Below are 23,504 nucleotides of genomic sequence, written 5' to 3'. Positions count from 1 at the left end.
TGTTGTACGAAATAGAGAGCTAAGTATGTAGTGAAGCCGCTCCAATAAAAAGTCGCTATTTCACTACATACTTAGCTCTTTTGTGTTTTACAAATATATTTTCTGAATTAGTTAATAACAAATTAGTTTCTTACTTATAAATTTTTACAAAGATATATTTAGTATGCGAAAATGGGAACTGAGGTACATAGTAACGTTGCTTCGAAAAAAGGCGCTCCTCCTACTATATACCCCAGTTCCTTTGTGTTTTACAAATATATTTTCAAATATATATTATGACAGATTAATTTCTCAAATATTTATCTTTATAATTTCATTGTCCAAAACTTAAAAATGATATATAATGTGCCCTATGCATTTGAGCAAAATTTAGAAATTCTTAATTTATTTTAGAAAGATGCCGTTAAGATGCTGTACATGTTTGACCAAAGGGAGTTTGTCAGCATTAGGGATTTTTATAAAATAAATTTTAGAAGTTATTATTTCAGCGAGCTGGCATAATAAGCATTGTATAGCATTTTTTATTTAATCAAACATAACTAATTTCCTTATCCTTACTACATATCACTTCAATTGACTTTTTATTTAATTTAGTCTTTAATATTACTTTATGGTTCCAAAGAGATACTACATGTTTTAAAGTTTCTCCTACGTAATTTAAATCTAGTTCCCTACCATCATACTTGTGTTCTAATAGTAAGGTTTTATTTCCAATGTCCTTTAATTCTATAAATGGTATGCTTCCCATTCCAACGGACTTACGAAATGTATCTTTTATAGTTTTATATCCTTCTTCATCTGATATTTCCTCTACTATAAAAGTTTTTTCATCTATTTTATATTGAAATAAATTCATATCCATGCATAGTTCCTTAGTTAAATACCTTCTTATGAAGGATTCATCCCTTTCAACGGTTCTTGCTTCGAATAATTTATCCGTCCCATATGCCTCTTCCAATCTAGTAAATATTTCAAAACCTAAGTAATATGGATTTATTTTTTCTTTATTGGGTGCTACAACAGCATTATGTCTATTTAAAAATTCTAAATATAAACTTTGTGGCAGTTCTAAATTTTTTAGTATTTTATAATGCCAAAAGCTTGCCCACCCTTCGTTTATTATCTTTGTTTCTATTTGAGGAATAAAGTATTTAGTTTGTTCCATTACAATGCCTAAGATGTCTTTTTTCCATGAATCTATTTCTCCATTCTCTTTAATAAACTCTAGCAAATTTATTTGAAACTTTATAGAATGAACTGCATCTAATATCTTCTCAACTTCTTCCCTGCCAAACTTATCTATATATCCTCTAATTCTATCTCCATGGCTTTTAAACATCTCAAAAGTATGTTGAGGATTTGTATTTTCTATATACAGTCTATTGTTTTTAAAAAAATCATTATGCCCATAGACATGTGTCATTGTAAGTATTTGCATCAATAAGCTATTTTCTTTTAAGAGATAAGCAGTACAAGGATTTGAGTTTATAACTATTTCATATGGTAGACCAATTAAGTTATGTCTGTAAAGAGTTTTTAATTTATCGTAGTTTTTCCCAAAACTCCAGTGTGGGTACATTGATGGCATACCTAAATATACTTGGTAAGAAAGCATATTATTATAGTTTATAATTTCAAATTCCTGAGGATAACAATTCAATCCGAACTGTTTAACCTTTTCCTCAATTTTTTTATTCCAATATTCTAATTCTTTTATTGTATATTGCAATATCCTTAACCCCTCTCTTCTCCTATACTCAACTCTGCTTTAAACATCTCTTTAAGTGCCTCCCAAAGATCCTCTTTTTTTTGCATGGACACTGCAATAAAATTTTCTTTATTAATTTCTTGTAGATACTTCTTTTTAATGCTACTAGCATATCCATAAGTCATGATTTCAGCATATCCAAATAAATTACAAATCTCACATAATCTTATTGCTGACTGTAGAGCTTTTTCATTATCCTCACTCCAATTATCTCCATCTGTAGCATGGAAAGCATATACATTATAACTATCCTCAGGATACTTTTGGCTGATTAATTCCAATGCTTTTTTATATCCACTAGATATATATGTTCCACCTGATTCAACCTTATGAAAAAATTCTTCTTCTGTCACAATCTTAGCAGTAGTAGAATGGGATATAAATACTAAGTCAGCACTTTCGTATTTACTTTTTATAAAGTTATAAATCATATAAAAGAAAGAACGTGCTAAGTATTTTTTAGTTTGATCCATAGAAGCTGAGGTGTCCATAATACATATAACAACAGCATTATATTCCTTTCCTTTATCACTTTTTATTCTGGAATATCTTAAGTCCTCTTTTTTAAAAGGGAACCTAGGGATTGTACTATTTGTAGTATTTATATTATATTCTCCAATATCTTTTAACCCTCTTTTCATGGACTGTTTTCTTTTTAGTTTCTCCATTACTGTTCTTTTTTTTGAAAGTCTTGGAGGAATTCCTCCCTTTTGAAAACCGCTTTTCTTTTTGCGAGACTGTCCTATTATTTTAGATTTTCTTTTGTTCTTAAGATGTGGTAATTTCAATTTATCATATACATATTCTAGAACATCTTCTAAAGTTATTTCCGTTTCAAAAATATCTTCTCCTTCTCTATTTCCAGCGCCACTATTCCCTCTAGCGTTATCATTATTTTCTAGGGGAATTTTTTCACCTTTTAATTCCTCTCCATCACCACAACCTATAGTTGAAATATTATTTCTAAATATAAAACTATATTCTTTAATACCCCTAATGGGAACTTTTATTTTTTTATTATTATAGCTATCGCCAATTAAACTTTCCTCTGATAAAATATCTACTAAATTTTTTTTTATACTTTCCTCTATAAGCTTTTGGTGTCTTTTCCTATCCTCTTCAGCTCTATCATAATGAATTCCACTATACTCTCTAATTACTGCCATAAAGTCAATCCTTCCATAGATTATTAGCGGCATAGTTCAACACCATTTCGCAACAATGAGTACAATATCCATTCTGCTCCATTTCCTTTAGCATACTATTATATTTTTCATTTTGTTCTTTATCTCTAATTTTTGATTTGGTTATTATCCTGGAAATTTCCCTTGCCGAAAAAGTTAACTTCTTTTCTATAGCCTCCTTTAATGGCTCATAGCAGGTGTAATCTATTTTTCCTCCCTTTCTTAATAAATATAGCATGTACGAAGTTACATCCATCCTAAACCCTTTAGAAGAGCTTTCCGATACTCCAATTTTCTCTTCTATACTTCTCATAAATTTTTCATCAGGCTCTAATTCCTCTCCCGTTATACTATCTTTTATTTTACTGTTATTTACATAGGCTTCTGCATTATCTAGATAATTATTAAAAAGTGTTTCCGCCCCTTCTTTAAATCCTTGTATGAAAGCCATATTAATTTCATTCTCTAGTATTTTGTTATATTCTTTTCTAATTATATCTTGTATAAATGAAAGATATCTCTTCTTGTCCTCTTCTGCTATATCTAAATCTTTTATAGATTTTATTAAACTTTCTATAATGCTTAAGGGATTAATACAGCTATTTTTACATTCACATATAGCATTATCTATAGCTTTTATAATAAACCTTGTGGATATTCCACTCATTCCTTCTTTAATGCCGCTTTCCTCTTTTAATTCTAAAATATCAATTCTTTTTGTTCCGCCCTTGTCAATAATATCTTCTCCATTATATATTCTAAGCTTAGTTAATAAATCTACTTTCACGGATGGAGATAGTCTAGTTAAAATAGCAAACATAGCCGCAACATCTATAGTATGTGGTGCTATATGAACATTAAAATTGCTATTCTTTAATATTTTTTCATATATTTTTTTCTCTTCATTTAACTCTAAACAATAAGGCACTTCTATTCTTACTATTCTATCTAATATAGCTTCATTGGTATGGTCCCCTTTAAACTTATTCCATTCTGCTTCATTAGAATGAGCGATAATTACTCCATCAAAATATATCATTGCTGCTTTTCCTGGAGATGGAATAGATTTTTCTTGGGTAGCTGTTATTATTGAATGAAGATATTCCACATCATTTTTGAATACTTCTATAAATTCAACCAATCCCCTATTGCTCACATTGAAAGCTCCATTTAATGAAAGAACTCTTGGATCGTCTTCTGGATATAAATCCATTTTTGATATATCTACAGCCCCCACCAATGCTGATGCATCTTGATTATTTGGATCTACAGGTGGCACTATTCCTATGCCCTTTCTTGATCTAATAGAAAAACCAGATTTCTCTACCATAAATCTTTCGTATTCCCCATTATATTCTTCCTTTAATCTATATTTACAAACTGGACATAAGTCCCCCTCTATTTTTACTCCTAATATTTTTTCAAATTCTCCCCTTAAATGCTTAGGAATTAAATGTAGTGGCTCTTCTCTCATGGGACATCCTTTTAATACATAGATATCCTCACTTTTTTCTAGAGCTTTTTTAATACATTCAACTATAGAAGACTTTCCTGAACCTACAGGTCCTACTAAATATAATACTTGTCTTGATTCTTCCCCTTTCATGGAAGCTGAGTAAAAATAATTCATGATCTTCATTAATGTTTTATCTATACCAAAAAAGTCTTTACTAAAAAAATTATATTTTTTTAATACTTCGTTTCCATAAATTTTTCTTAATCTTAAATTTTCCTCAGTATCTAATACTTCAAATTCATCTTCTAGAATAATATCGTAAATTCTTTTATGGGATAGCTTACATATGTCAGGATTACTTTTTACTATTTCTAGATAGTGTAAAAAGGTACACTGGAAATCCTCAGTTTTTCTTTTTTTTCTATCTATTTCTATTAATTCTTTAAAATTCATACTTACCTCCATAGATGTTCATAATATCCCCTTATATTTTTATTGTATTTATATTATATTTTTACCTAATTTAGAACAAATCAATTTTACCCTTTTAATTTACACCTCTTTGGCATTATAATAAAATTAATATATTCTAAAGGGGGATATTGTTATGAAGTTTATTGATTTAAGAAGTGATACTGTAACTCAACCAACAGAAGCTATGAGAAAAGCTATGTTTGAAGCAGAAGTTGGAGATGACGTTTATGGAGATGATCCTACAGTAAACCAGTTAGAAGAATTATCTGCTAAAATTACTGGAAAAGAAGCAGCACTATTTGTTCCTAGCGGCACTTTTGGTAATCAGTTGGCATTATTCACTCACTGTCAAAGGGGAAATGAAGTTATATTAGGGGAGGATTGCCACATAATAATGCATGAAGTAGGTGCATCATCTGTTATTGCTGGAGTACAACTAAGACCTGTAAGAACAGATAAAGGACAATTAGACCCAAAAGAAACAGAAAGCAAAATTAGAGGAGTAGATATTCACTTTCCTGAAACAGGATTAATATGTGTTGAGAATGCATATTCAAACGGAAGAGTAATTCCATTAGAAAATATGAAAGAAATTTATAACATAGCTAATGCTCACAATATACCTGTGCATTTGGACGGCGCACGCTTGTTTAATGCAGCTACATATTTAAACGTTCAAGCCTATGAAATTACTAAATATTGCGACTCTGTTATGTTTGCTCTGTCAAAGGGTTTATGCGCTCCAGTTGGATCCGTGTTGGCAGGTAGTAAAGAATTTATAGATAAGGCTCGAAAAAAGAGAAAACTTATGGGTGGCGGATTAAGACAAGCAGGTATATTAGCCTCTGCCGGATTAGTTGCTTTAAATGATATGATAGAAAATCTAAAACAAGATCATGAAAACGCCCTATATTTAGGTAAAGAACTATCAACAATACCAGGAGTAAAGGTAAGGCTTGACGATATTCACATAAGTATGGTATTCTTTACCATAGATACAGCTTTGGATGATAGCATTATAGTTAATGAAATGCTTCAGAGAGGAATAAAAATAAATCCTACTGAAGATGGAGAGTGGAGATTTGTAGTTCATTACTGGATTTCAAGAGATAATGTAGATTATATAGTGAATAGCCTAAAAAGTATATTGTCATAAAATAAATATGGATAGCCCTGAAGCTGTCCATATTTATTTTCTAATATAATATAACTTATATATCTAAATTATCGTACTATCTAATATAAGGAGGCTGATTAGTATGAAAAACATAAAAAGAATTTTATCAATTTTTTTAATACCAACTTTATTGTTAGTTGGTTGTGGTAAAGGAAAGAATAATGGTGATAATAAAAAACCTGAAACCTCAGATAAAGGAACTATCACTTACACTATTAAAGACTATTACCCATTTAAAGAAAATATTAAAATAAAATATAAAGGTACTGGAAATGAATTTGCTGAAAAGACAGTATTTACTGATTATATAAGAGGCAATAAAGTTCAGCTAAGAGTTGTTAATCCTGGTACCACTTCAGTCCAGGTTATGGAAATAAAAGATGGAGAGCTAAGGCTTATAACTTCTAAGGGAGAATATTATCATAGAGATAGTATAATTGATATAGAAAACAAAGATTATGAAGTTTTATTAAAAGAGCCTTTGATAAAGGGAACAACTTGGTCATTACCAAATGGAAGTAAAAGATTTATTTCTGATACAGAAAAGGAAGTAGAAACTCCTGCAGGAAAGTTTAAAGCACTAGAAGTTACAACAGAAAATGCAGATTATACTTCTCATGACTACTATGTATTGAATAAAGGATTGGTAAAGAGTATATATAAAGCAAAAGATATGGAAGTTATTACAACTTTAGAATCCATAGAAGAAAATGTTCCAGTAACCCAAACAGTAAAATTCTATTACTCCGATTACGCTGAGGATAAAATATATTTTACTAATAAAACACTAGAGTTTAATACAAATGAAGATGTTAAATCAGTTTTCGAAAAAGAACTTAAGAAAAATTTAGATACAAATATTAGCAAGTTAATTGGAGATGAAGTTTCAATTAATAAAATATATCTAGATAGTAACACAAATACAGCTAGAATAGATTTATCAAGCAACTTTGTTAAAGAAATAAATGCTGGCGCTGGTTATGAGATGGCTTTATTAAAATGTATAAGCAATACATTAGGAAACTACTATAATGTAGATAAAGCTATAATTACTTTAGATGGAAAACCATATTCTTCTGGACATATATCTATGAAAGAAAATGAACCTATAAAGGTTGATTATGAAAATGTGAAAGAGTATAAAAAATAACACTAAAAAATCTGTTGAGAAAACTCAACAGATTTTTTTATCTTTAACTATATTATAAATGTCTATTACTGAATCCACTACATAATCAGGTTTATGCCTTAAAATTTCCTCTACAGAAAGAGCAGTATACTTTACCAAACAGGTTTTTGCATTAGCATTTTGTCCACATAGTATATCATTATGGCTATCTCCTACCATTAGAGCGTATTCTGGTGAAATACCTAACAACTCGCAAGCCTTTAATACAGGTTCCCCATGTGGTTTATGCATTTTAGTATCCTCTGGAGTTACTATTACGTCCATAAATTTTTCTAAATCAAATAACCTTAGGCCTCGAAGAGCAGCTGCTCTTCTTTTAGAAGTAACTACCCCTATTTTCAATCCTGTTTCTTTAAGGAGCTTTAATCCTTCTTCTACTCCGTCTATAGATTTTGTTAAGCTATCGTGTACCTCTTCATTATAGGTTATATAAGCTTGATATAATTCCTCCGCTCTTTCTTTGCCATATCTCTCTAAAACACCCATTAATGGCTCTCCAAAGGTATTAATTATCTCCTTATCATCTATTTCTATATTTAGATGGTTTGTAAAAACATACTTAAAAGTTTCTAAAATTAAATCATTAGTATCAACTAAGGTTCCATCTAAATCAAATAATATAGCTTTAATCATAAAATCCTCCTTACGTATTTGAACTTTTAAAATAATAAAAGGCCATTATGGTTTTATCGTCTACTATTATTTCTTTTTTTATTAAGTCTTCCAATTCATCAATAGTAACCCATCTACCATCTAATACATCTTCATCTCTTATATTTTCAGGTATGAAAGAAGCTTTACTTATTTTTACTTTAAACATATGCATGGTGCTTGAACTAAAGCCTAATATAGGTTTATAGCTTATGATTTTAGATATATCATTTTTCTCTATCACTAGCGCCGTTTCTTCCCACAATTCTCTTATTAAACAATCTTCTATACTTTCTCCTTCTACATCAATAATTCCCGCCGGTATTTCTAAAGTCTCTTTCATTATAGAAGGCCTAAATTGTTTCACTAAAAGTATTTCATCAAATTCATTTATTACTAGTGCTGATACTGCATCATGGTTTTTCACTATTTCATACTCTCTGTCCCCTACTCTTTTTTTAAATAGCTTTAACCATCCATCATATAATAGCTTCCCTTCCATATCAACCCTCCATTATCTTTTAAAAAAAGTCACACTGAATGTTCATATCTTTTAAAAATTTAACTTTTCTATTATATATTTCTTCTCTTTCTTTAATGATAGCATTCATTGGAGTATCATTGCAAATTGGGTTTTGTGTTAATTGCCAAGCTCTTAAATATTCCATTGATTTAATTATTGCACTTCCTTGAGAGTAAAATTTTTGATTTCCCATAATATTAGTAAGTTTATTACAAAAATCAAATATTAATTCTTTTTCTATTTTACCTCCACCTGCCCAAACTAATTTAGGAGGCAATCCACTCCAAAGTTCGGATTTAATGCCCTTCCATTCCTCTATAGCTTTATTCATATCCTTATTATTCTTTAAATTTTTCAGCTGACTATCCATAGTCTCTTTTGTTTCACCATGCAATATGTTTAATAATCCACCAGTTTTTTTATAAACTGCTTGATATAAAAATTCTAAACTATCTAATGGTAGCATTTTCTTATACTCTTCTAGTATAGGTGAATTTCTTAATCCCGGAAGCACTTTTAGCACACCAGACTCATTTTTGTTTATTATTGTATATTCATAAAGAGTTTTACCTTCAAGCTCCTTATAACTTTCATTTATAGAACACTCTATTTGAATCAAAAATAGCTTCACAGCTGCTAATTGAGTTGGAAACCATACATTATTATCTTTTTTATTTATGATCATCTTACATCTCTCCTTTTAGCCTCTTTAGTGTTTCTATTGCTTTTTCATGATTTGGCTCTTCTTCTAATAAAGAGTTTAGTATTTCTTCTCCCCTATCAAGATCTTTGTTCACTGTTATATAATAAGCCGCTACATTGTATAGAGATTTAAGCTTAATATCTTTTGGATTTGTAGAATTATCATAATAATATATAGCTTTATTATAATACTCTAATGATTTATCAAATACACCTAAAAGGTTATATATAAACCCTAGTGAATAGTAAGCGTTTGCATCATTCTCTCTTAATGTTAGAGCTTTTATGAACCTATCTTTACTTTTAAAAACATCTCCATAAAACATTAAATCAATATCGCCCAATATGTATTCTACATAGTAATTGTCAACATATCCTCTTAACTTTTTAGAATATTCTACAACAGAAGTAGCATTTTTCTCTTTTACACTATGTATAAATAAAAACATTAAATGTGCCCACTCTAATGACAATTTTTCTTTGTTTTCATTTATATACTCCTTAAAATACTCACTTAGGTATGCTGAATATGATAATTCCCTTAAAAGAATATCTGCATAATTATCATCATTAATATTGACTCCATATTTTTCATTAATGATTTTTGCATACTCTTTAAGTTCACTCTTTTTATTACTCATGTATTTCACTCCTTATTCTTTGGTTAACATAAACATTATATAATGTACTATCCTTAATGACCAGTAAAAAATTTATTAAAATCTACCCATTTACATTTAATATACCAGATATTATGTTATAATAGTAATGTTTATGGTTCATACTACAACATATCGCATAAGGTGGGAAGCAAATGAATAAAAAAATCGTTTTAGGAATAATACTGTCAAGTTTTTTATTATTGACCTCTTGTGGTCAAAAAGTAGCAAAGGAAGAACCTTATGTTACAAGAGAAAACTACCTATTAGGTACCATTGTGCAACTTAAGGTATATGGTGAAAATGCTGAAAAGGCAGCTAATAAAGCTATGGATGTTATATCAAATATAGATGACTTAATGTCGCCAAGCAAACCCAATAGCGAAGTTTCTCAAATAAATTCAAATTCAGGTAAAAGCTATGTAAAAGTTAGTGATGATACTTTAAATGTCATAAAAAAGTCACTATACTACTCTTCCTTGTCAGATGGTGCATTTGATGTAACTGTAGGTCCTTTAGTTAATATTTGGGGTATAGGAACAGATCATGCAAGAGTTCCGGGGGAAAAGGAAATTAAAGAAAAATTGAGTTTAATTAATTATAAAGATATAGAAATAGATGAAAAAAGTAAATCTGTTAAACTTAAAAGAGAAGGACAAGGAATAGATTTAGGTGCCATTGCTAAAGGTTATGCTGCAGACAAGGTCAAAGAGGTATTGGTAGAGGAAGGAGTCAAAACTGCATTCATAAATTTAGGTGGAAATGTAGTAACTCTTGGTAAAAAAACTGATGGATCAGACTGGAATATCGGAGTTCAAGATCCACTAGAGACCCGTGGTGGATACTTTGCTATAGTGAAAGCTTCTGATAAATCTGTAGTTAGCTCTGGTAATTATGAAAGATTCTTTGAACAAAATGGAGTAAGATATCATCATATATTAGACACTAAAACTGGTTATCCATCAAATAATGAAATAATGGCTACTACCATAATTTCTGAGAAATCTATAGACGGAGATGCCCTATCTACTTCTGTCTTCGTATTAGGATTAGATAAAGGTATGAGATTAATAGAAGGTTTAGAAGGCGTTGAGGCTGTATTCGTAACAAAAGATAAGAAAGTTTATACCACTTCTGGATTAAAAGATTCAATAAAGATTACTAATAAGGAGTACATTTATGAAGAAAGGTGATAAGTTAATTTTTTCAGTAATATTAATTATTACCGTAGTAGGATTTTTAGGAACTTATTTTTATAAAAATTTTACAAAGTCTGAAGATACAATAGCGGTAATTAAGCAAGATGGAAAAGTTATCAAAGAGATTAATTTTAAAACTTTAGATAAAGAAGAGGAATTTATAATATATTCAGCTGATAAGCAGCACTATAATAAAATAGTTGCAACAAAAGATGGTGTATATATTTCTGAAGCAGATTGTCCTGATCAAGTTTGTGTGAAGTCAGGAATCATTTCAGAAGTTGGAGATACTGTAGTGTGTCTTCCTTTTAGGCTTATGATAGCCATTGAAGGCGAAAAAGCCAACAAGGAAATTGACGCTACTACTTATTAAAATATTGCTTTATAGGTGATGTAATGAAGAATATAAGAAAATTAGTATTTATTAGCTTACTAGTCAGTATCGCTTTAATAATATATATTATCGAAGCTCAACTACCAGTATTGCTTCCTGGAGTGCCAGGAATAAAATTAGGACTAGCTAACTCTATATCTCTATTCGCTCTATTGACTCTCGGTGGTAAAGAAGCCATACTAATCATGTTTTTAAGAACACTATTAGGCTCTTTTTTAGGAGGAACTATGTCATCCTTCTTTTATAGCCTATCTGGTGGACTATTAAGTAATATAATCATGATTATATTGTATAATAAGTTTAAAGACAACTTAAGCATATGGAGCATAAGTGTAAGCGGAGCGGTATTTCATAATATAGGACAGCTATTAGTAGCTTCCTTAATAGTTCAAGATTTCAGGATATATTTATACTTACCAGTTCTAATGATATCTGCCATAATTACAGGATACTTTATAGGAGTTGCTACAGACTACTTATATAATCATGTTAAAAAAGTTCCTTTGATTAGCAAGCTTAAAGAATTAGATTAAAATAAAAAACGTTAAAAAAAGCGTGGTTCTCACCACGCTTTTTTATTATTAATTTTTAGCTGTTTCTTCAACTTTAGCTGCTTCTTTAACTTCTATTTTTCCATCTAAGTTAACAATTGCCTTTGTTGGACATTTTGATATACAAACTCCACATTGTGTACATTTGTCATAATCAATTGTAGCTAAGTTATTTACCATTGTTATAGCCTGTTCTGGACAGTTTCTTACACATAGTGTACATGAAATACATCCAACAGAACAAGAATTCTTAACAGCAACACCCTTTTCTCTTGAGTTACATGCAACACGTACTCTCTTTGATATTGGTGTTAACTCAATAACGCTCTTTGGACAAACAGCTATACACTGAGCACATCCTGTACATGTTTCTTCATCGATTACAGCTACTCCATCTTCTATTGTTATTGCATCAAAAGGACACGCTGATACACATGTTCCTAATCCTAAACATCCGTACTTACATTCCTTTGAACCTTCTCCTGGTATATTAGCTGCATCAGTACAAGTCATAGCACCATAATATTGATATTTTTCTTTTGCCTGACTGCATGTACCATTACATTTAACATATGCTTTTTTAGGTTCTGATGTATCTGCTGTTACACCCATAATTTCAGCTATTTTTGCCGCACAACCTGCTCCACCAACTGGACATCCGTTAGCTGGGGCACCTGCATTTACAACTGCATCTGCAAAGGCGTCACAACCAGCAAATCCACAACCACCACAGTTAGCTCCTGGTAGTACTTCTCTAACCTGAGGTATTCTTGGGTCAACTTCAACGGCAAATTTCTTTGAAGCATATCCTAATAATAGACCAAATACTATACCTAATCCGCCTAAACTTAATACTGGATATATTAATTCCATGCTGACACCTCCTAACTAAATTAAGCCCTGGAAGCCTAAGAAAGCTATAGCCATTAATCCTGCAGTTACCAAGCTTAGTGGTAAGCCTTTTATCGCTTCTGGAATATATTCATTTGTTTCTAATTTTTCTCTAATTCCTGCTAAAAGTACTAGTGCTAGGGTAAATCCTAATGCTGCACCAGTTGCATTTACAACAGATTCAATTAATCCATATCCTTCATTACTATTAATAACTGCAACCCCTAGAACTGCACAGTTTGTTGTTATAAGTGGTAAGTAAATTCCAAGAGCTTTGTATAGATCTGGACTCACCTTTTTAATAACCATTTCAACAAACTGAACTAGTGATGCAATAACTAATATAAATGCTAATGTTGATAAGTATTGTATATTTAATGGTATTAATATAAAATTTTCAACCAACCAAGTCATTAATGAAGCAAGTGCCATAACGAAAGTAACCGCTGCTCCCATACCTGTTGCTGTTTCAACTTTTTTAGAAACTCCAAGGAATGGACATATTCCAAGGAATCTTGATAAAACGAAGTTATTAACTAATAAAGCACTTAAAAATATAGTGAAAATATTCATTTTTTCCTTTATCCACCTTTCTTTTTTAAACTAAGGTATCTTCAGAAGACTAGTTCGCTTTAGCTTTCTTTAATTTTCTAGCATTTAAGATAGCCATTAAGATACCTAGTGTAAAGAAACCACCTGGTGCTAATATCATTATTAATGCTGGCTGGTATGCTTCAGGCATAATCTGCATTCCAAAAACTTTACCAGCTCCTAGTATCTCTCTAATAATTCCTAATACTGTTAATGATAAAGTGAAACCTAATCCTTGACCTATAGCGTCAAATAAGGATGCAAACACATTGCTTTTATTTGCATAAGCTTCTGCTCTACCTAATATAATACAGTTAACAACTATAAGAGGAATAAATATACCTAAGGATTTATTTAAAGCTGGTAAGTAAGCCTTAAGCATAAATTCAAGCACTGTAACTAGCGTTGCAATGATTGTTATATATGCTGGTATACGTATTTCATCTGGAATTACCTTTTTAAGTAATGATATTAGTACGTTTGAGCCAATCAATACAACTGTTGCTGATAATCCCATACCAAATCCGTTTATAGCACTTGTTGTAACAGCCAATGTTGGACACATACCAAGTACTTGAACGAAAGTTGCGTTTTCTTTAATAATACCGTTATATAATCTTTCGCGAATTACTCCCATTTATTAATTGCCTCCCTTCAATTTAGAGTCATAAAACTTAATAGCTTCATTAACTCCGCTTGTAACAGCCTTTGAAGTTATTGTTGCACCTGTGATTGCAGAAATTTGATTATCTGCTGTTGCTGCACCTTTTACAACTTCTAATTCTGTCACTGGTTTGTCTTTATATTGATCTGAGAAGGATGGTTCTATCGCTTTAGCACCAAGACCTGGAGTTTCCGAATGGTTTAATATTTTTATACCTGTAACTTTACCTTCAGTAGATATTCCAACCATCATTTCTATAGCTCCAGCATATCCTTTTGGAGCAACTTTTAATGTATATCCTTTTAAATCTGCTCCATCTTTTCCTTCTGTAACTTCTAGAACTCCACCTTCACCTTTAATATCTTCTCTAATATTAAACTCTTTTCCTAAAGGTAATATTGCTGCATTAGCTTCATCTAAAGTTTTCTTTTGTTGAATATCAATAGGATCCTTTGTAACTCCGCTAACCCAACCTAAAAGTAGTCCACAGATTGCTGCTATGGTTAATAAAATTAATCCTAATCTAACACTTAATTTTACTCCGGATTCCTTTTCCATCTATTTCACCTTCCCAAAAATTTTTGGAGCTGTCCATCTTTCAATTAGTGGAACGAATAAGTTCATTATTAAAATTGAATAAGATACTCCTTCTGGGTAACCACCAAATATACGAATAATACCTGTTAAAGCTCCACAGCCAACTCCAAATATAATTCTTCCTAGTGGTGTTATAGGCGATGTTGCATAGTCTGTAGCCATAAAGAAGGCTCCTAGCATTAAACCACCTGCAAATAATTCATATAGTGGATTACCAGCTCTTCCAGCTATGGCTGTTATTATAAATGTTGTTCCAATATAAGTAACTGGAATTCTCCAATCTATTACATGTTTAAATATTAAATATGCTCCACCTATAAGTAAAGCTAATGCTGAAGTTTCTCCAATACATCCTCCAACATTTCCTAAAAATACATCCATTAAGCCAGGAGCCTGTGTTCCTGCTTTTAATGCTGCAAGCGGTGTAGCTGTTGTTACTCCATCTAATGTCCATGTAGTCATTGGTGTTGGCCATGATGCAAGTAAAAACGCTCTTGCTATTAATGCTGGGTTAACTATATTTTGTCCTAGTCCACCAAAGAATTGTTTAGCTATAATAATTGCAAAAATTCCTCCTACAACTGGTATCCATAGTGGAACTGATGGTGGTAAGTTAAAAGCTAGAAGTAAACCTGTTACAACAGCACTTAAATCACCAATAGTAACCTTTCTTTTTAATGCCTTTTGCCAAATGTATTCAGCTCCTACACAAGATAGAACTGAAACCAAAATTACTAATAATGCTTGTAATTTAAAGAAATAAACAGAAGCAAATGTTGCTGGCAGCAACGCTATTACAACATCTCTCATTATCGATTTTGTTGTATCGTTAGCACGAATATGTGGAGATGATGAGACAGTATACTTAGTTGTTTGAGACATTTAAAATTCACCTCTTTAAAGTTAGTTTTTTATTATCTTTTACACACTACTTTTTTTCCAGAACGTATTCTTTGTAATAAATGACGTCTTGCTGGACATACAAATGAACAACATCCGCATTCAATACAATCTCTTCCGCTACATTTATCAAATGTATCGTAATCTCTAACTGCAGCACATGTAGCAAGCTTTGTTGGCATTAATCCCATTGGGCATACTTGTAAGCACTTTCCACAGTTTATACAATTAGATTCTTCTTCAGCTTCGGCTACTTTTTTAGTTAAACAAAGTATTCCTGAAGCACCTTTAGTAGCTGGAACATCTAATGAATACATAGCCATTCCCATCATTGGTCCACCAGAAATAACCTTCATTGGTTCTTCAACAAATCCACCTGCTGCTTCAACCAATTCTCTTACTGATGTACCAATCTTGAATCTTAAATTCTTAGGTTCTTTTATAGCATCACCAGTTACAGTAACAACTCTAGTAGTTAAAGGTTTACCGTTTACAACAGCGTTATAAACTTCATATATAGTATCAACATTTTGAACTACACATCCTACATCTGCTGGAAGTTTTCCTGATGGAACTTCTTTTTTAGTGATTGCATAAATTAATTGCTTTTCAGCTCCTTGTGGATATTTAGTTTTAACTGCTTTAACTTCAATATTTGAAATACCCTTTATAGCTTCTTTCATAGCTTGAATAGCATTAGGCTTATTATCTTCTATTCCGATATAACCCTTTGCTTCTGGAAATAATTTTAAAACTATTTTTAATCCTTCAATTATTTCTTGAGTCTTTTCAAGCATCATTCTATGGTCACAAGTTAAATAAGGCTCACACTCAGCTGCATTAACAACTATAGCGTCAATTTTCTTTTCTGGTGGTGGAGCAAGTTTTACATGTGTTGGGAATGTAGCACCACCCATACCAACTATACCAGCCTCCTTAACAATGTTTACAATTTCTTCTTTAGATAAGCTTGTCCAGTCTCTCTTTGTACTTTCAACTTCTTCATATTGTCCATCGTTTTCTATTATTACAGCCATCGACTTAATGCCATTAAATAATACAACTTCTGACACATTTTTAACAATACCAGAAACGCTTGAGTGTACATTTGCAGAGATAAATCCCTTTGCTTCCCCTATTTTTTGTCCTACCAATACTTTGTCACCTTTTTTAACTATAGGTTCAGCAGGTGCCCCTATATGCTGTGACATAGGAATAACTAGGTCTCCTTTTGGTAAATACTCTTCTATTGGTTTGTTCTCAGTATAGTGTTTACCGTGAGGAGGATGTACTCCATTCTTAAATGTTAATAATTCCATAAAGACCCTCCAATCTATTTATTTATCCAATAAATACTAATAAAATCATAGGTAGATTTAATAGTACGCCCATCATCAATATTAAATTGTTATGACAAGCATGTCAAGAGTTTTTGAATATTTTTAAATAATATACTGTAACATATAGAATTACAATTTCAACCTATAATCGTTCTACAATTATCTATTAAATCCTTTATTTAACAACAAAATCTATGATATTTATTTTTTAAAAATAAGTGTTATATATTTAATTATATATATATATTATGATATAATACATAGGGAATATCTAGTAAAGAAGTGGAGTTTTAACTATGGATTACAATAGAGTGCTTCATTTAGCTACCTATGCAGGTGAATTAATGTTACAAAGTGGTGCGGAAATATATAGAGTTGAAGAAACTTTAACAAGAATATGTACTTCCTATGGAATACAAAGCGCTCAAAGCTTTGTTACCCCTACTGGAATTATTATGTCTATAACAGACAATAGAGATTATGTAATGACAAAGGTGGTAAGGATTAATAGGAGGACTGTAGATTTAGATAAAATAGCTAGAATTAATGACCTTTCTAGAAGGATAAGCAGTGAGAGACTAGATTTAAATTATGTAGAAAGTATGTTAGAAGAAATTAAACATAGTGCTAAATATAATGATAAAATACTCATTTTCTCTTCTTCGATAGCTGCAGGATTTTTTACCTTGGTCTTCGGTGGAACATTGAGAGATTTTTTTGTGTCTTTATTTATTGGTTTTGTTATAGAATGTATACGTATAATTCTTAATAAAATTGGTACTAATAGCTTCTTTATAAATGCAATTGGGGGTGCTACTTCTTCACTTATAGCACTAATTAGTACCACTCTAGGTTTTGCTAATAATACTGACCAAATAGTAATTGGTTCTTTAATGTTACTTGTGCCTGGATTAGCAATAACAAATGCTATAAGAGATACTTTAGCAGGGGATTTATTAGCAGGTACATCTAGAGCTTCAGAAGCATTTTTAATAGCCGTGGCTATTGCTGTTGGAAGCGGATTAATTTTTACTGTATGGATTAAATTCTTTGGGGGATCCTCTATATGATTTATGATGTTCTTTTGTTTTCATTTTATTCTTTTATTGCCACTTTTGCATTTAGCGTAATATTTAATATCAAAGGTAGAAATTTATTCTTTGCCGCTCTAGGTGGAGGAATAAGCTGGTTTTTTTATCTTATTTCTCTTGAAAGCAATATGTCAAATACCTTATCCATTTTTAATGGCGCCTTACTTACCGCTATTTACTCTGAAATAACTGCAAGAGCTTTAAGGACACCAGTAACTACCTTCATTATATCTGGTATACTTCCCTTAGTCCCAGGTGGAGGAATGTATTACACCATGCTAGAGTTTACTAGAGGAGACGTAAATAAGGCCTTAGAAATGGGATTAAGCACTTTAACAACCGCCGGCGCTATAGCTATTGCATTAGTTCTCGTATCTTCAATAACAAAACTTATTACATATAAAAAACGAAGAATAAAAAAATAATTGATTGAATTTTGCCACATAAATTCTATTTGTTTAATTAAAAAGAGTTTGCTCTAATGCAAACTCTTCATTAATGGTGTTAATTTTAAGCTATTAATTGTAAACCAAATAAGACTATTTAATAAACATTGTAAGGGTACTTACTAAATCCTCTACTTTATTTTCAGAATTATTATCTTCACTCTCAGCAAAACACTTCGTTGCATAATTTTCAAATATTAAAGTTCCTACTTTGTTAATGGCAGATCTAATTGCAGCTATTTGTATAAGGATATCCTTACACTCTACATCATTATCTACCATTTTCTCAATTCCTTTTACTTGACCTTCAATTCTTTTCAATCTATTTTGTATGTCTTTTTTCACTTTATTCTTTTCCATTAAACAATCACTCCTACGCTCATTATACCCATACCCCGTATAAATTATATCAATCAATTCTTATTAAATCAATTCTTAATATAAAAATATGAATATTATTTTTTATATTTCATATTGTTTATATATAAATATTTTATTATTAGGGTGATAAGCTTTGAAAAATAAATTTTATTTGATACTTATATGCATATTAATATTATTTACATCCTGCACTTATTTATCAGAAAATAAAAAAGTAAATAATCATTATACCTCAAATTTAATAGAACTAATCAATACGGAAGATAACTATACATGTTCTATATTTGATATGAATCTTTATAAAGAAAAAGATTTAAATACTGATGACTTTTATATTGTAGGGAATTTTACTAAAGCCTTGAATGAAAAATCCTTTACTAAGAAACCTAATGATCTTGATGAAAAACCCGCTTATAAAATGATGCTAACCTTTCATAAAGAGAAATATGTTATAAATATTTATAATAGCAAGTATGTAGCAATACACCCTTGGGATGGCGATAAAGAAACGGACTATATCGATATGACTAATATACCCCTTTCATATAATTTATTTTATTTATGCAATTATATTTTTTCAGGAAAATATTAAAAGCTATATCCTAAAAAGGATATAGCTTAGTTTTGTTTATGCTTCTAATAAGAATGCAAGGTATCCTCTCATAGCTTCATATATATCTGCTTTACTGGCAATTTCCCAAGGAGCATGCATGTTTTGAAGTGCTACTCCACAATCTATAACTTCCATGCCATACTCAGCTAATATATAAGCTATAGTTCCTCCACCACCTTGATCTACTTTTCCTAATTCTGCTGTTTGCCATGTTACATTGTGTTTTTCCATTATATTTCTTAATTCAGCTATAAATTCAGGATTTGCATCATTACATCCTGATTTACCTTTAGCTCCAGTGTACTTGTTAAAAACAAGTCCTTTTCCAAAGTATGCAGCATTTTTCTTCTCCATTACTGATGGGAAATTTGGATCATAAGCCGCACTTACATCTGAGGACAACATTTTTGAATTAGCTAAAGCCCTCTTTAGTTTTAATTCACAGTAATCCTCGCTTAAAGCAATGATTTCAGCCACTGTATTTTCAAAGAATTTTGAATGCATTCCAGTAGCACCTACACTTCCAATCTCTTCTTTGTCTACTAGTAAAGTAACTGACGTTTTCTTTGGATTATTTAAAGACATCATAGATTCAAAAGAAGTATATGAGCATACTCTATCATCATGTCCATAGGCCATAACCATACTTCTATCTAAACCATAATCTCTAGCCTTTCCAGCTGGAACAACTTCTAATTCTGCTGATACAAAGTCTTCTTCTTCTATGCCATACTTTTCATTTAATAGTCTTAATACATTAAGTTTTACTCTATCTTTTGTATCTTTATCTTTAGCGGGTATACTACCAACTAATATATTTAAATCTTCTCCTGTAATAGCCTTTGACATCTTCTTCTCCATCTGCTCTGCAGCTAAATGAATTAATAGATCTGATATACCTATTACTGGATCATTTTCATCCTCACCTACTACAACATCTACAACAGTTCCATCTTTTTTTACTACCACACCATGGATAGCTAATGGAATTGTAACCCATTGATATTTTTTCACTCCACCATAATAATGAGTTTCTAGTAATGCTAAATCACTATCTTCATATAATGGATTTTGTTTTAAGTCAAGTCTTGGAGAGTCCACATGAGCTCCTAATATATTCATTCCATTTTGTATTGACTCTTTCCCTATTACGAATAATGCTAAAGTTTTATCCTTGTTATTTGCATATATTTTATCTCCAGCTTTTAACTTTTGCTCTTTATTAATATATTCCTCAATGTTTTTATAACCATTATTTTCAGCTATACGGACAAATTCCTTTACACATTCTCTTTCTGTTTTGCATTTTGACATAAATTCTTTATATCTTTCACTTAATTCAAAAACCTTTTTTAAATCTTCTTCAGAATATTTATCCCATGCATACTCATATTTTTTCACTAAATCTTTTTTCATCTCTTCCATATATTTCGCTCTAGTTAGTAAAATAGAGCATTTTCACCTCCACCTAGTAATTTTACTATATTTTATCATAAATACTATCAGTTATATAGTTTATTTTTAGAACCAATTTTTATTTTTAAAAAACCTTATCAATAAAACAGATGTAAGTACCATAAAAATTACTACTAAATAATATCCATACTCATGCTCTGAGAAGGGAATCTTCTTAACATTCATTCCATATATACTTGTAATTAAATTAAGAGGAAGAAATATAGTAGCTATAATGGTAAATATCTTCATTAAATCATTTGTCTTATTTGCTATTTCTGCTTCATAAGCCTCTCTAACCAAGGCTATATCTCCATATAGACTCTCTAAAGAAAGCATTAATTTATCAATTTTATTATTTAACCCTTGAAAATGCTTGATATATTTTTTTTCAATAATAGAATTATCATTTTGTAAAGTATCGCCTATGTATCTAAGAGGATTTAAATATTTTCTTAGTTTATATAATTGTCTTCTAAGATGTATTAGCTGAACTAACAGCTCATGCTTAGGATTTTTCAATATTCTAAGCTCTATTTTATCTCCCTCTTCCTCTATGATAGAGATTACATTATAATTTTTTACTATTATTCTATCTATAATATAGTAAAAAATTATAGTTGTAGATGGATTTTCTTTAAGCATAGAACAATTTTTATAGCTACTTATGTCCGTAAGTAAATTATTAAGTAAATCTAAATCTTCTTTAAATGCAGTTATAATGAAGTTATTATTTAAAAATATGTATAATTCTCTAGAGTGAACTCCTTCATCATAGTATTCCAATATATTGAAAACAACAAAAATATACTCTTCATAATATTCAATTTTTGTAGATTTGTTAAATTCTTTGCAATCCTCTACATTATCTTTTCTTATAGAAAATATAGTTTTTATATCTTCAAGTTCATCTACATAGCACCATATCCAGTATTTTCTTTCATCAGTGATTTCATGCATTTCTACTAAATTGAAATTATTATCAATATCAAGAATCTTCATTCTAAACATCACCCATTTGTTATTATGTCATTTACCATCATATCAAATTCATTTCTAGGCACTTTATTAACAAATTGAATACTGTAAGCTAGGGCAACTATTGGCATATCATTCTTTAAAGAGCTAATAAATCTGTCATAAAAGCCTCCACCATATCCTAATCTGCCTCCAGTTTTATCAAAAGCAACTCCTGGTGCAAGGATTAAGTCTATCTCATCTTTATTCATTATATTGTCATGGATTGGCTCTAATATGCCATAGTTACCTGTTCCCAATTCATCAAAACTTTTTATCTCTACAAGGTACATACCTTCATCCTTGTTCTTTATTTTAGGTACTGAAACTCTTTTACCATCCTCTAATGCTTTTTTTATTATATTATGTGTATCTACTTCTGTCTTATAACTGACAAAAATAAATAAGGATTTCGACTCTTTATAATATTTACTTTCTATAACATTATTATAAATTTCTTCATCATATTTTCTTCTTACCTCTAAAGATAAATTATCCCTTAGACTAATGACTTTATTTCTTAATTCTTTTTTATTCTCCATACTTTCTTCTCCTTAATTCTTCTTCATCCATCCTTGTTGTTATTGTATCTACAGGAGTAATATCTGAATTTAAGCTATATCTATAATTCACCGCTGCAGTTTCTATTATTATTGCTATGTTTCTTCCTGGTCTTATTGGAAGGGTAATTTTTCTTATAGATGCATTTAGTATTTGCATAGTTTCTCCATCTATACCTAATCTATCATAGGTTTTATCTTGTACCCATTGTTCTAAATGTATAACAAGCCCTATAGTTTTTACATCTAATACGGAGCTTAAGCCATAAAGTGCAGGTACATCAATTATACCCATGCCTCTAACTTCCATCATGCCTGAAGTAACATAGGGAGACCTTCCTAGTAGTTTACCTTCAATTTCTTTTATATCTACAGCATCATCTGCTACTAGTCTATGTCCTCTTTTTATGAGTTCTAATGCAGTTTCACTCTTGCCAATTCCACTTTCTCCTGTTATTAATATTCCTATACCATGTACATCCACAAGTACTCCATGAAGTCTTGTTTCAGGGGCAAGCTTTTCATCAAGATAATTTGTTAATTTATTTATAAATCTTGTAGATATATCTTCTGATCTAAGCACCCATCTCCCATATTTAGATGCATTCTCTAACAACTCTTTATGGGGTTCCAATCCTCTAGTCATTATTATACAAGGAGTTTCAAACTGAAAAAACTTCTTAAGTCTTTTATTTCTTAATTCCTCTGGCATTACATCTAAAAAACTCCACTCTGCTTTACCAATGAGTTGTACTCTTTCATTTGCAAAATAGCTATAAAAGCCAGAAAATTGAAGACCCGGTCTATTTATATCATTAATCGTTATATGTATATTTTCCTTACCTTCATTAATTACCTCTAGGTTAAAATCTTTTATTAAATCTTCAACGATAACCGCCATATTTCTCCTCCTAATAAATTGTATACCTCATTATAACATTTTAATAATTGATAAGTTATATAATTTTAACTATAAACTTTAGAATTAAGAATAGTAAATATAAATTAAATGTAAGAATCTTATTATATTT

General features: G+C 30.5%; 26 protein-coding genes. 8 read left to right on the top strand and 18 right to left on the bottom strand.

Annotated features, from left to right (window positions below; genetic code table 11):
- Positions 1–529: 529 nt before the first annotated feature.
- The 3 genes from KQI86_RS11315 to KQI86_RS11305 are packed head-to-tail and all read right to left on the bottom strand — an operon-like array spanning position 530 to position 4,861.
- Positions 530–1,729 (bottom strand): SpoVR family protein, encoded by a 1,200-nt coding sequence (locus tag KQI86_RS11315; RefSeq protein WP_216439443.1) that lies wholly within the window; start codon positions 1,727–1,729, stop codon positions 530–532.
- 5 nt (positions 1,730–1,734) lie between these two features.
- Entirely contained in the window at positions 1,735–2,934 is a 1,200-nt protein-coding gene (gene yhbH, locus KQI86_RS11310; protein WP_216439442.1) for a sporulation protein YhbH, read from the bottom strand.
- A 4-nt stretch (positions 2,935–2,938) separates the two neighbouring features.
- Positions 2,939–4,861, bottom strand: a complete 1,923-nt coding sequence (locus tag KQI86_RS11305) for a PrkA family serine protein kinase (protein ID WP_216439441.1) — start codon at positions 4,859–4,861, stop codon at positions 2,939–2,941.
- 154 nt (positions 4,862–5,015) lie between these two features.
- On the opposite strand from KQI86_RS11305, the gene ltaE reads away from it, so the two are divergent.
- Positions 5,016–6,038: a low-specificity L-threonine aldolase gene (gene ltaE, locus KQI86_RS11300; RefSeq protein ID WP_216439440.1), complete on the top strand. Its 1,023-nt coding sequence runs from the start codon at positions 5,016–5,018 to the stop codon at positions 6,036–6,038.
- 103 nt (positions 6,039–6,141) lie between these two features.
- Complete coding sequence (locus KQI86_RS11295) at positions 6,142–7,209, top strand: GerMN domain-containing protein (protein WP_246582745.1); 1,068 nt, start codon at positions 6,142–6,144, stop codon at positions 7,207–7,209.
- 24 nt (positions 7,210–7,233) lie between these two features.
- Here KQI86_RS11295 and ppaX read toward each other — a convergent pair whose 3' ends face one another.
- The 4 genes from ppaX to KQI86_RS11275 are packed head-to-tail and all read right to left on the bottom strand — an operon-like array spanning position 7,234 to position 9,765.
- On the bottom strand, positions 7,234–7,881 hold the full coding sequence (gene ppaX / locus KQI86_RS11290; RefSeq protein ID WP_216439439.1) for a pyrophosphatase PpaX: 648 nt from the start codon (positions 7,879–7,881) through the stop codon (positions 7,234–7,236).
- A 10-nt stretch (positions 7,882–7,891) separates the two neighbouring features.
- Entirely contained in the window at positions 7,892–8,401 is a 510-nt protein-coding gene (locus KQI86_RS11285) for an NUDIX hydrolase (RefSeq protein WP_216439438.1), read from the bottom strand.
- 19 nt (positions 8,402–8,420) lie between these two features.
- Positions 8,421–9,107, bottom strand: coding sequence for a hypothetical protein (locus KQI86_RS11280; protein WP_216439437.1), 687 nt, complete (start codon positions 9,105–9,107; stop codon positions 8,421–8,423).
- Position 9,108: 1 nt separating this feature from the next.
- On the bottom strand, positions 9,109–9,765 hold the full coding sequence (locus tag KQI86_RS11275; protein WP_216439436.1) for a tetratricopeptide repeat protein: 657 nt from the start codon (positions 9,763–9,765) through the stop codon (positions 9,109–9,111).
- Positions 9,766–9,938: 173 nt separating this feature from the next.
- Between KQI86_RS11275 and KQI86_RS11270 the strand changes: the two genes are divergently transcribed.
- Genes KQI86_RS11270 through KQI86_RS11260 form a run of 3 tightly spaced genes read left to right on the top strand, consistent with a single transcriptional unit; the run spans position 9,939 to position 11,909 of the window.
- Positions 9,939–10,976 carry an FAD:protein FMN transferase gene (locus tag KQI86_RS11270; protein WP_216439435.1) on the top strand — a complete coding sequence of 346 codons (1,038 nt, stop codon included), beginning with the start codon at positions 9,939–9,941 and terminating at the stop codon, positions 10,974–10,976.
- Entirely contained in the window at positions 10,963–11,355 is a 393-nt protein-coding gene (locus KQI86_RS11265) for a NusG domain II-containing protein (RefSeq protein WP_216439434.1), read from the top strand. Before KQI86_RS11270 ends, KQI86_RS11265 begins: the two co-directional genes overlap by 14 nt.
- Before the next feature lie 23 nt (positions 11,356–11,378).
- Positions 11,379–11,909 carry a Gx transporter family protein gene (locus tag KQI86_RS11260; RefSeq protein WP_216439433.1) on the top strand — a complete coding sequence of 177 codons (531 nt, stop codon included), beginning with the start codon at positions 11,379–11,381 and terminating at the stop codon, positions 11,907–11,909.
- A 48-nt stretch (positions 11,910–11,957) separates the two neighbouring features.
- Here the strand turns inward: KQI86_RS11260 and rnfB are convergent, their stop codons facing one another.
- From rnfB to rsxC, 6 genes are read right to left on the bottom strand one after another with little or no spacing between them, the layout of a single operon-like run.
- Entirely contained in the window at positions 11,958–12,800 is an 843-nt protein-coding gene (rnfB, locus tag KQI86_RS11255) for an RnfABCDGE type electron transport complex subunit B (protein ID WP_216439432.1), read from the bottom strand.
- 15 nt (positions 12,801–12,815) lie between these two features.
- Positions 12,816–13,391: an electron transport complex subunit RsxA gene (rsxA, locus tag KQI86_RS11250; protein WP_216439431.1), complete on the bottom strand. Its 576-nt coding sequence runs from the start codon at positions 13,389–13,391 to the stop codon at positions 12,816–12,818.
- Between the two features lie 49 nt (positions 13,392–13,440).
- Positions 13,441–14,046 (bottom strand): RnfABCDGE type electron transport complex subunit E, encoded by a 606-nt coding sequence (locus KQI86_RS11245; protein ID WP_216439430.1) that lies wholly within the window; start codon positions 14,044–14,046, stop codon positions 13,441–13,443.
- Between the two features lie 3 nt (positions 14,047–14,049).
- Positions 14,050–14,631 (bottom strand): RnfABCDGE type electron transport complex subunit G, encoded by a 582-nt coding sequence (locus tag KQI86_RS11240; protein ID WP_216439429.1) that lies wholly within the window; start codon positions 14,629–14,631, stop codon positions 14,050–14,052.
- The gene (locus KQI86_RS11235; RefSeq protein WP_216439428.1) at positions 14,632–15,552 is read right to left on the bottom strand and encodes an RnfABCDGE type electron transport complex subunit D; all 921 of its coding nucleotides are present in this window, start codon (positions 15,550–15,552) and stop codon (positions 14,632–14,634) included.
- A 32-nt stretch (positions 15,553–15,584) separates the two neighbouring features.
- Positions 15,585–16,889 (bottom strand): electron transport complex subunit RsxC, encoded by a 1,305-nt coding sequence (rsxC, locus tag KQI86_RS11230; protein ID WP_216439427.1) that lies wholly within the window; start codon positions 16,887–16,889, stop codon positions 15,585–15,587.
- Between the two features lie 317 nt (positions 16,890–17,206).
- Here rsxC and KQI86_RS11225 point away from each other — a divergent pair, with 317 nt between their 5' ends.
- Positions 17,207–17,980 (top strand): threonine/serine exporter family protein, encoded by a 774-nt coding sequence (locus tag KQI86_RS11225; protein WP_216439426.1) that lies wholly within the window; start codon positions 17,207–17,209, stop codon positions 17,978–17,980.
- On the top strand, positions 17,977–18,426 hold the full coding sequence (locus KQI86_RS11220) for a threonine/serine exporter family protein (protein ID WP_216439425.1): 450 nt from the start codon (positions 17,977–17,979) through the stop codon (positions 18,424–18,426). The genes KQI86_RS11225 and KQI86_RS11220 overlap by 4 nt, the downstream gene beginning before the upstream one ends.
- Before the next feature lie 114 nt (positions 18,427–18,540).
- Here KQI86_RS11220 and KQI86_RS11215 read toward each other — a convergent pair whose 3' ends face one another.
- On the bottom strand, positions 18,541–18,807 hold the full coding sequence (locus tag KQI86_RS11215) for a metal-sensitive transcriptional regulator (RefSeq protein WP_216439424.1): 267 nt from the start codon (positions 18,805–18,807) through the stop codon (positions 18,541–18,543).
- Between the two features lie 154 nt (positions 18,808–18,961).
- Here KQI86_RS11215 and KQI86_RS11210 point away from each other — a divergent pair, with 154 nt between their 5' ends.
- Positions 18,962–19,420 carry a DUF4883 family protein gene (locus KQI86_RS11210; RefSeq protein ID WP_216439423.1) on the top strand — a complete coding sequence of 153 codons (459 nt, stop codon included), beginning with the start codon at positions 18,962–18,964 and terminating at the stop codon, positions 19,418–19,420.
- A gap of 36 nt (positions 19,421–19,456) precedes the next feature.
- On the opposite strand, the gene KQI86_RS11205 is transcribed toward KQI86_RS11210, so the two are convergent.
- From KQI86_RS11205 to hprK, 4 genes are all read right to left on the bottom strand, one after another.
- Positions 19,457–20,857, bottom strand: coding sequence for an aminopeptidase (locus tag KQI86_RS11205; RefSeq protein WP_216439563.1), 1,401 nt, complete (start codon positions 20,855–20,857; stop codon positions 19,457–19,459).
- 105 nt (positions 20,858–20,962) lie between these two features.
- The gene (locus tag KQI86_RS11200; RefSeq protein WP_216439422.1) at positions 20,963–21,898 is read right to left on the bottom strand and encodes a magnesium transporter CorA family protein; all 936 of its coding nucleotides are present in this window, start codon (positions 21,896–21,898) and stop codon (positions 20,963–20,965) included.
- Positions 21,899–21,906: 8 nt separating this feature from the next.
- Positions 21,907–22,455, bottom strand: coding sequence for a 5-formyltetrahydrofolate cyclo-ligase (locus tag KQI86_RS11195; RefSeq protein ID WP_216439421.1), 549 nt, complete (start codon positions 22,453–22,455; stop codon positions 21,907–21,909).
- Positions 22,445–23,374: an HPr(Ser) kinase/phosphatase gene (gene hprK / locus KQI86_RS11190; protein WP_216439420.1), complete on the bottom strand. Its 930-nt coding sequence runs from the start codon at positions 23,372–23,374 to the stop codon at positions 22,445–22,447. Before hprK ends, KQI86_RS11195 begins: the two co-directional genes overlap by 11 nt.
- Positions 23,375–23,504 lie beyond the last annotated feature (130 nt).

The sequence above is a fragment of the Clostridium mobile genome (assembly GCF_018918285.1).
GTDB classification, from domain to species: domain Bacteria; phylum Bacillota; class Clostridia; order Clostridiales; family Clostridiaceae; genus Clostridium_AW; species Clostridium_AW mobile.
Note: the sequence above shows the minus strand (reverse complement) of the source record. Positions and strands in the feature narration are given on the sequence as shown.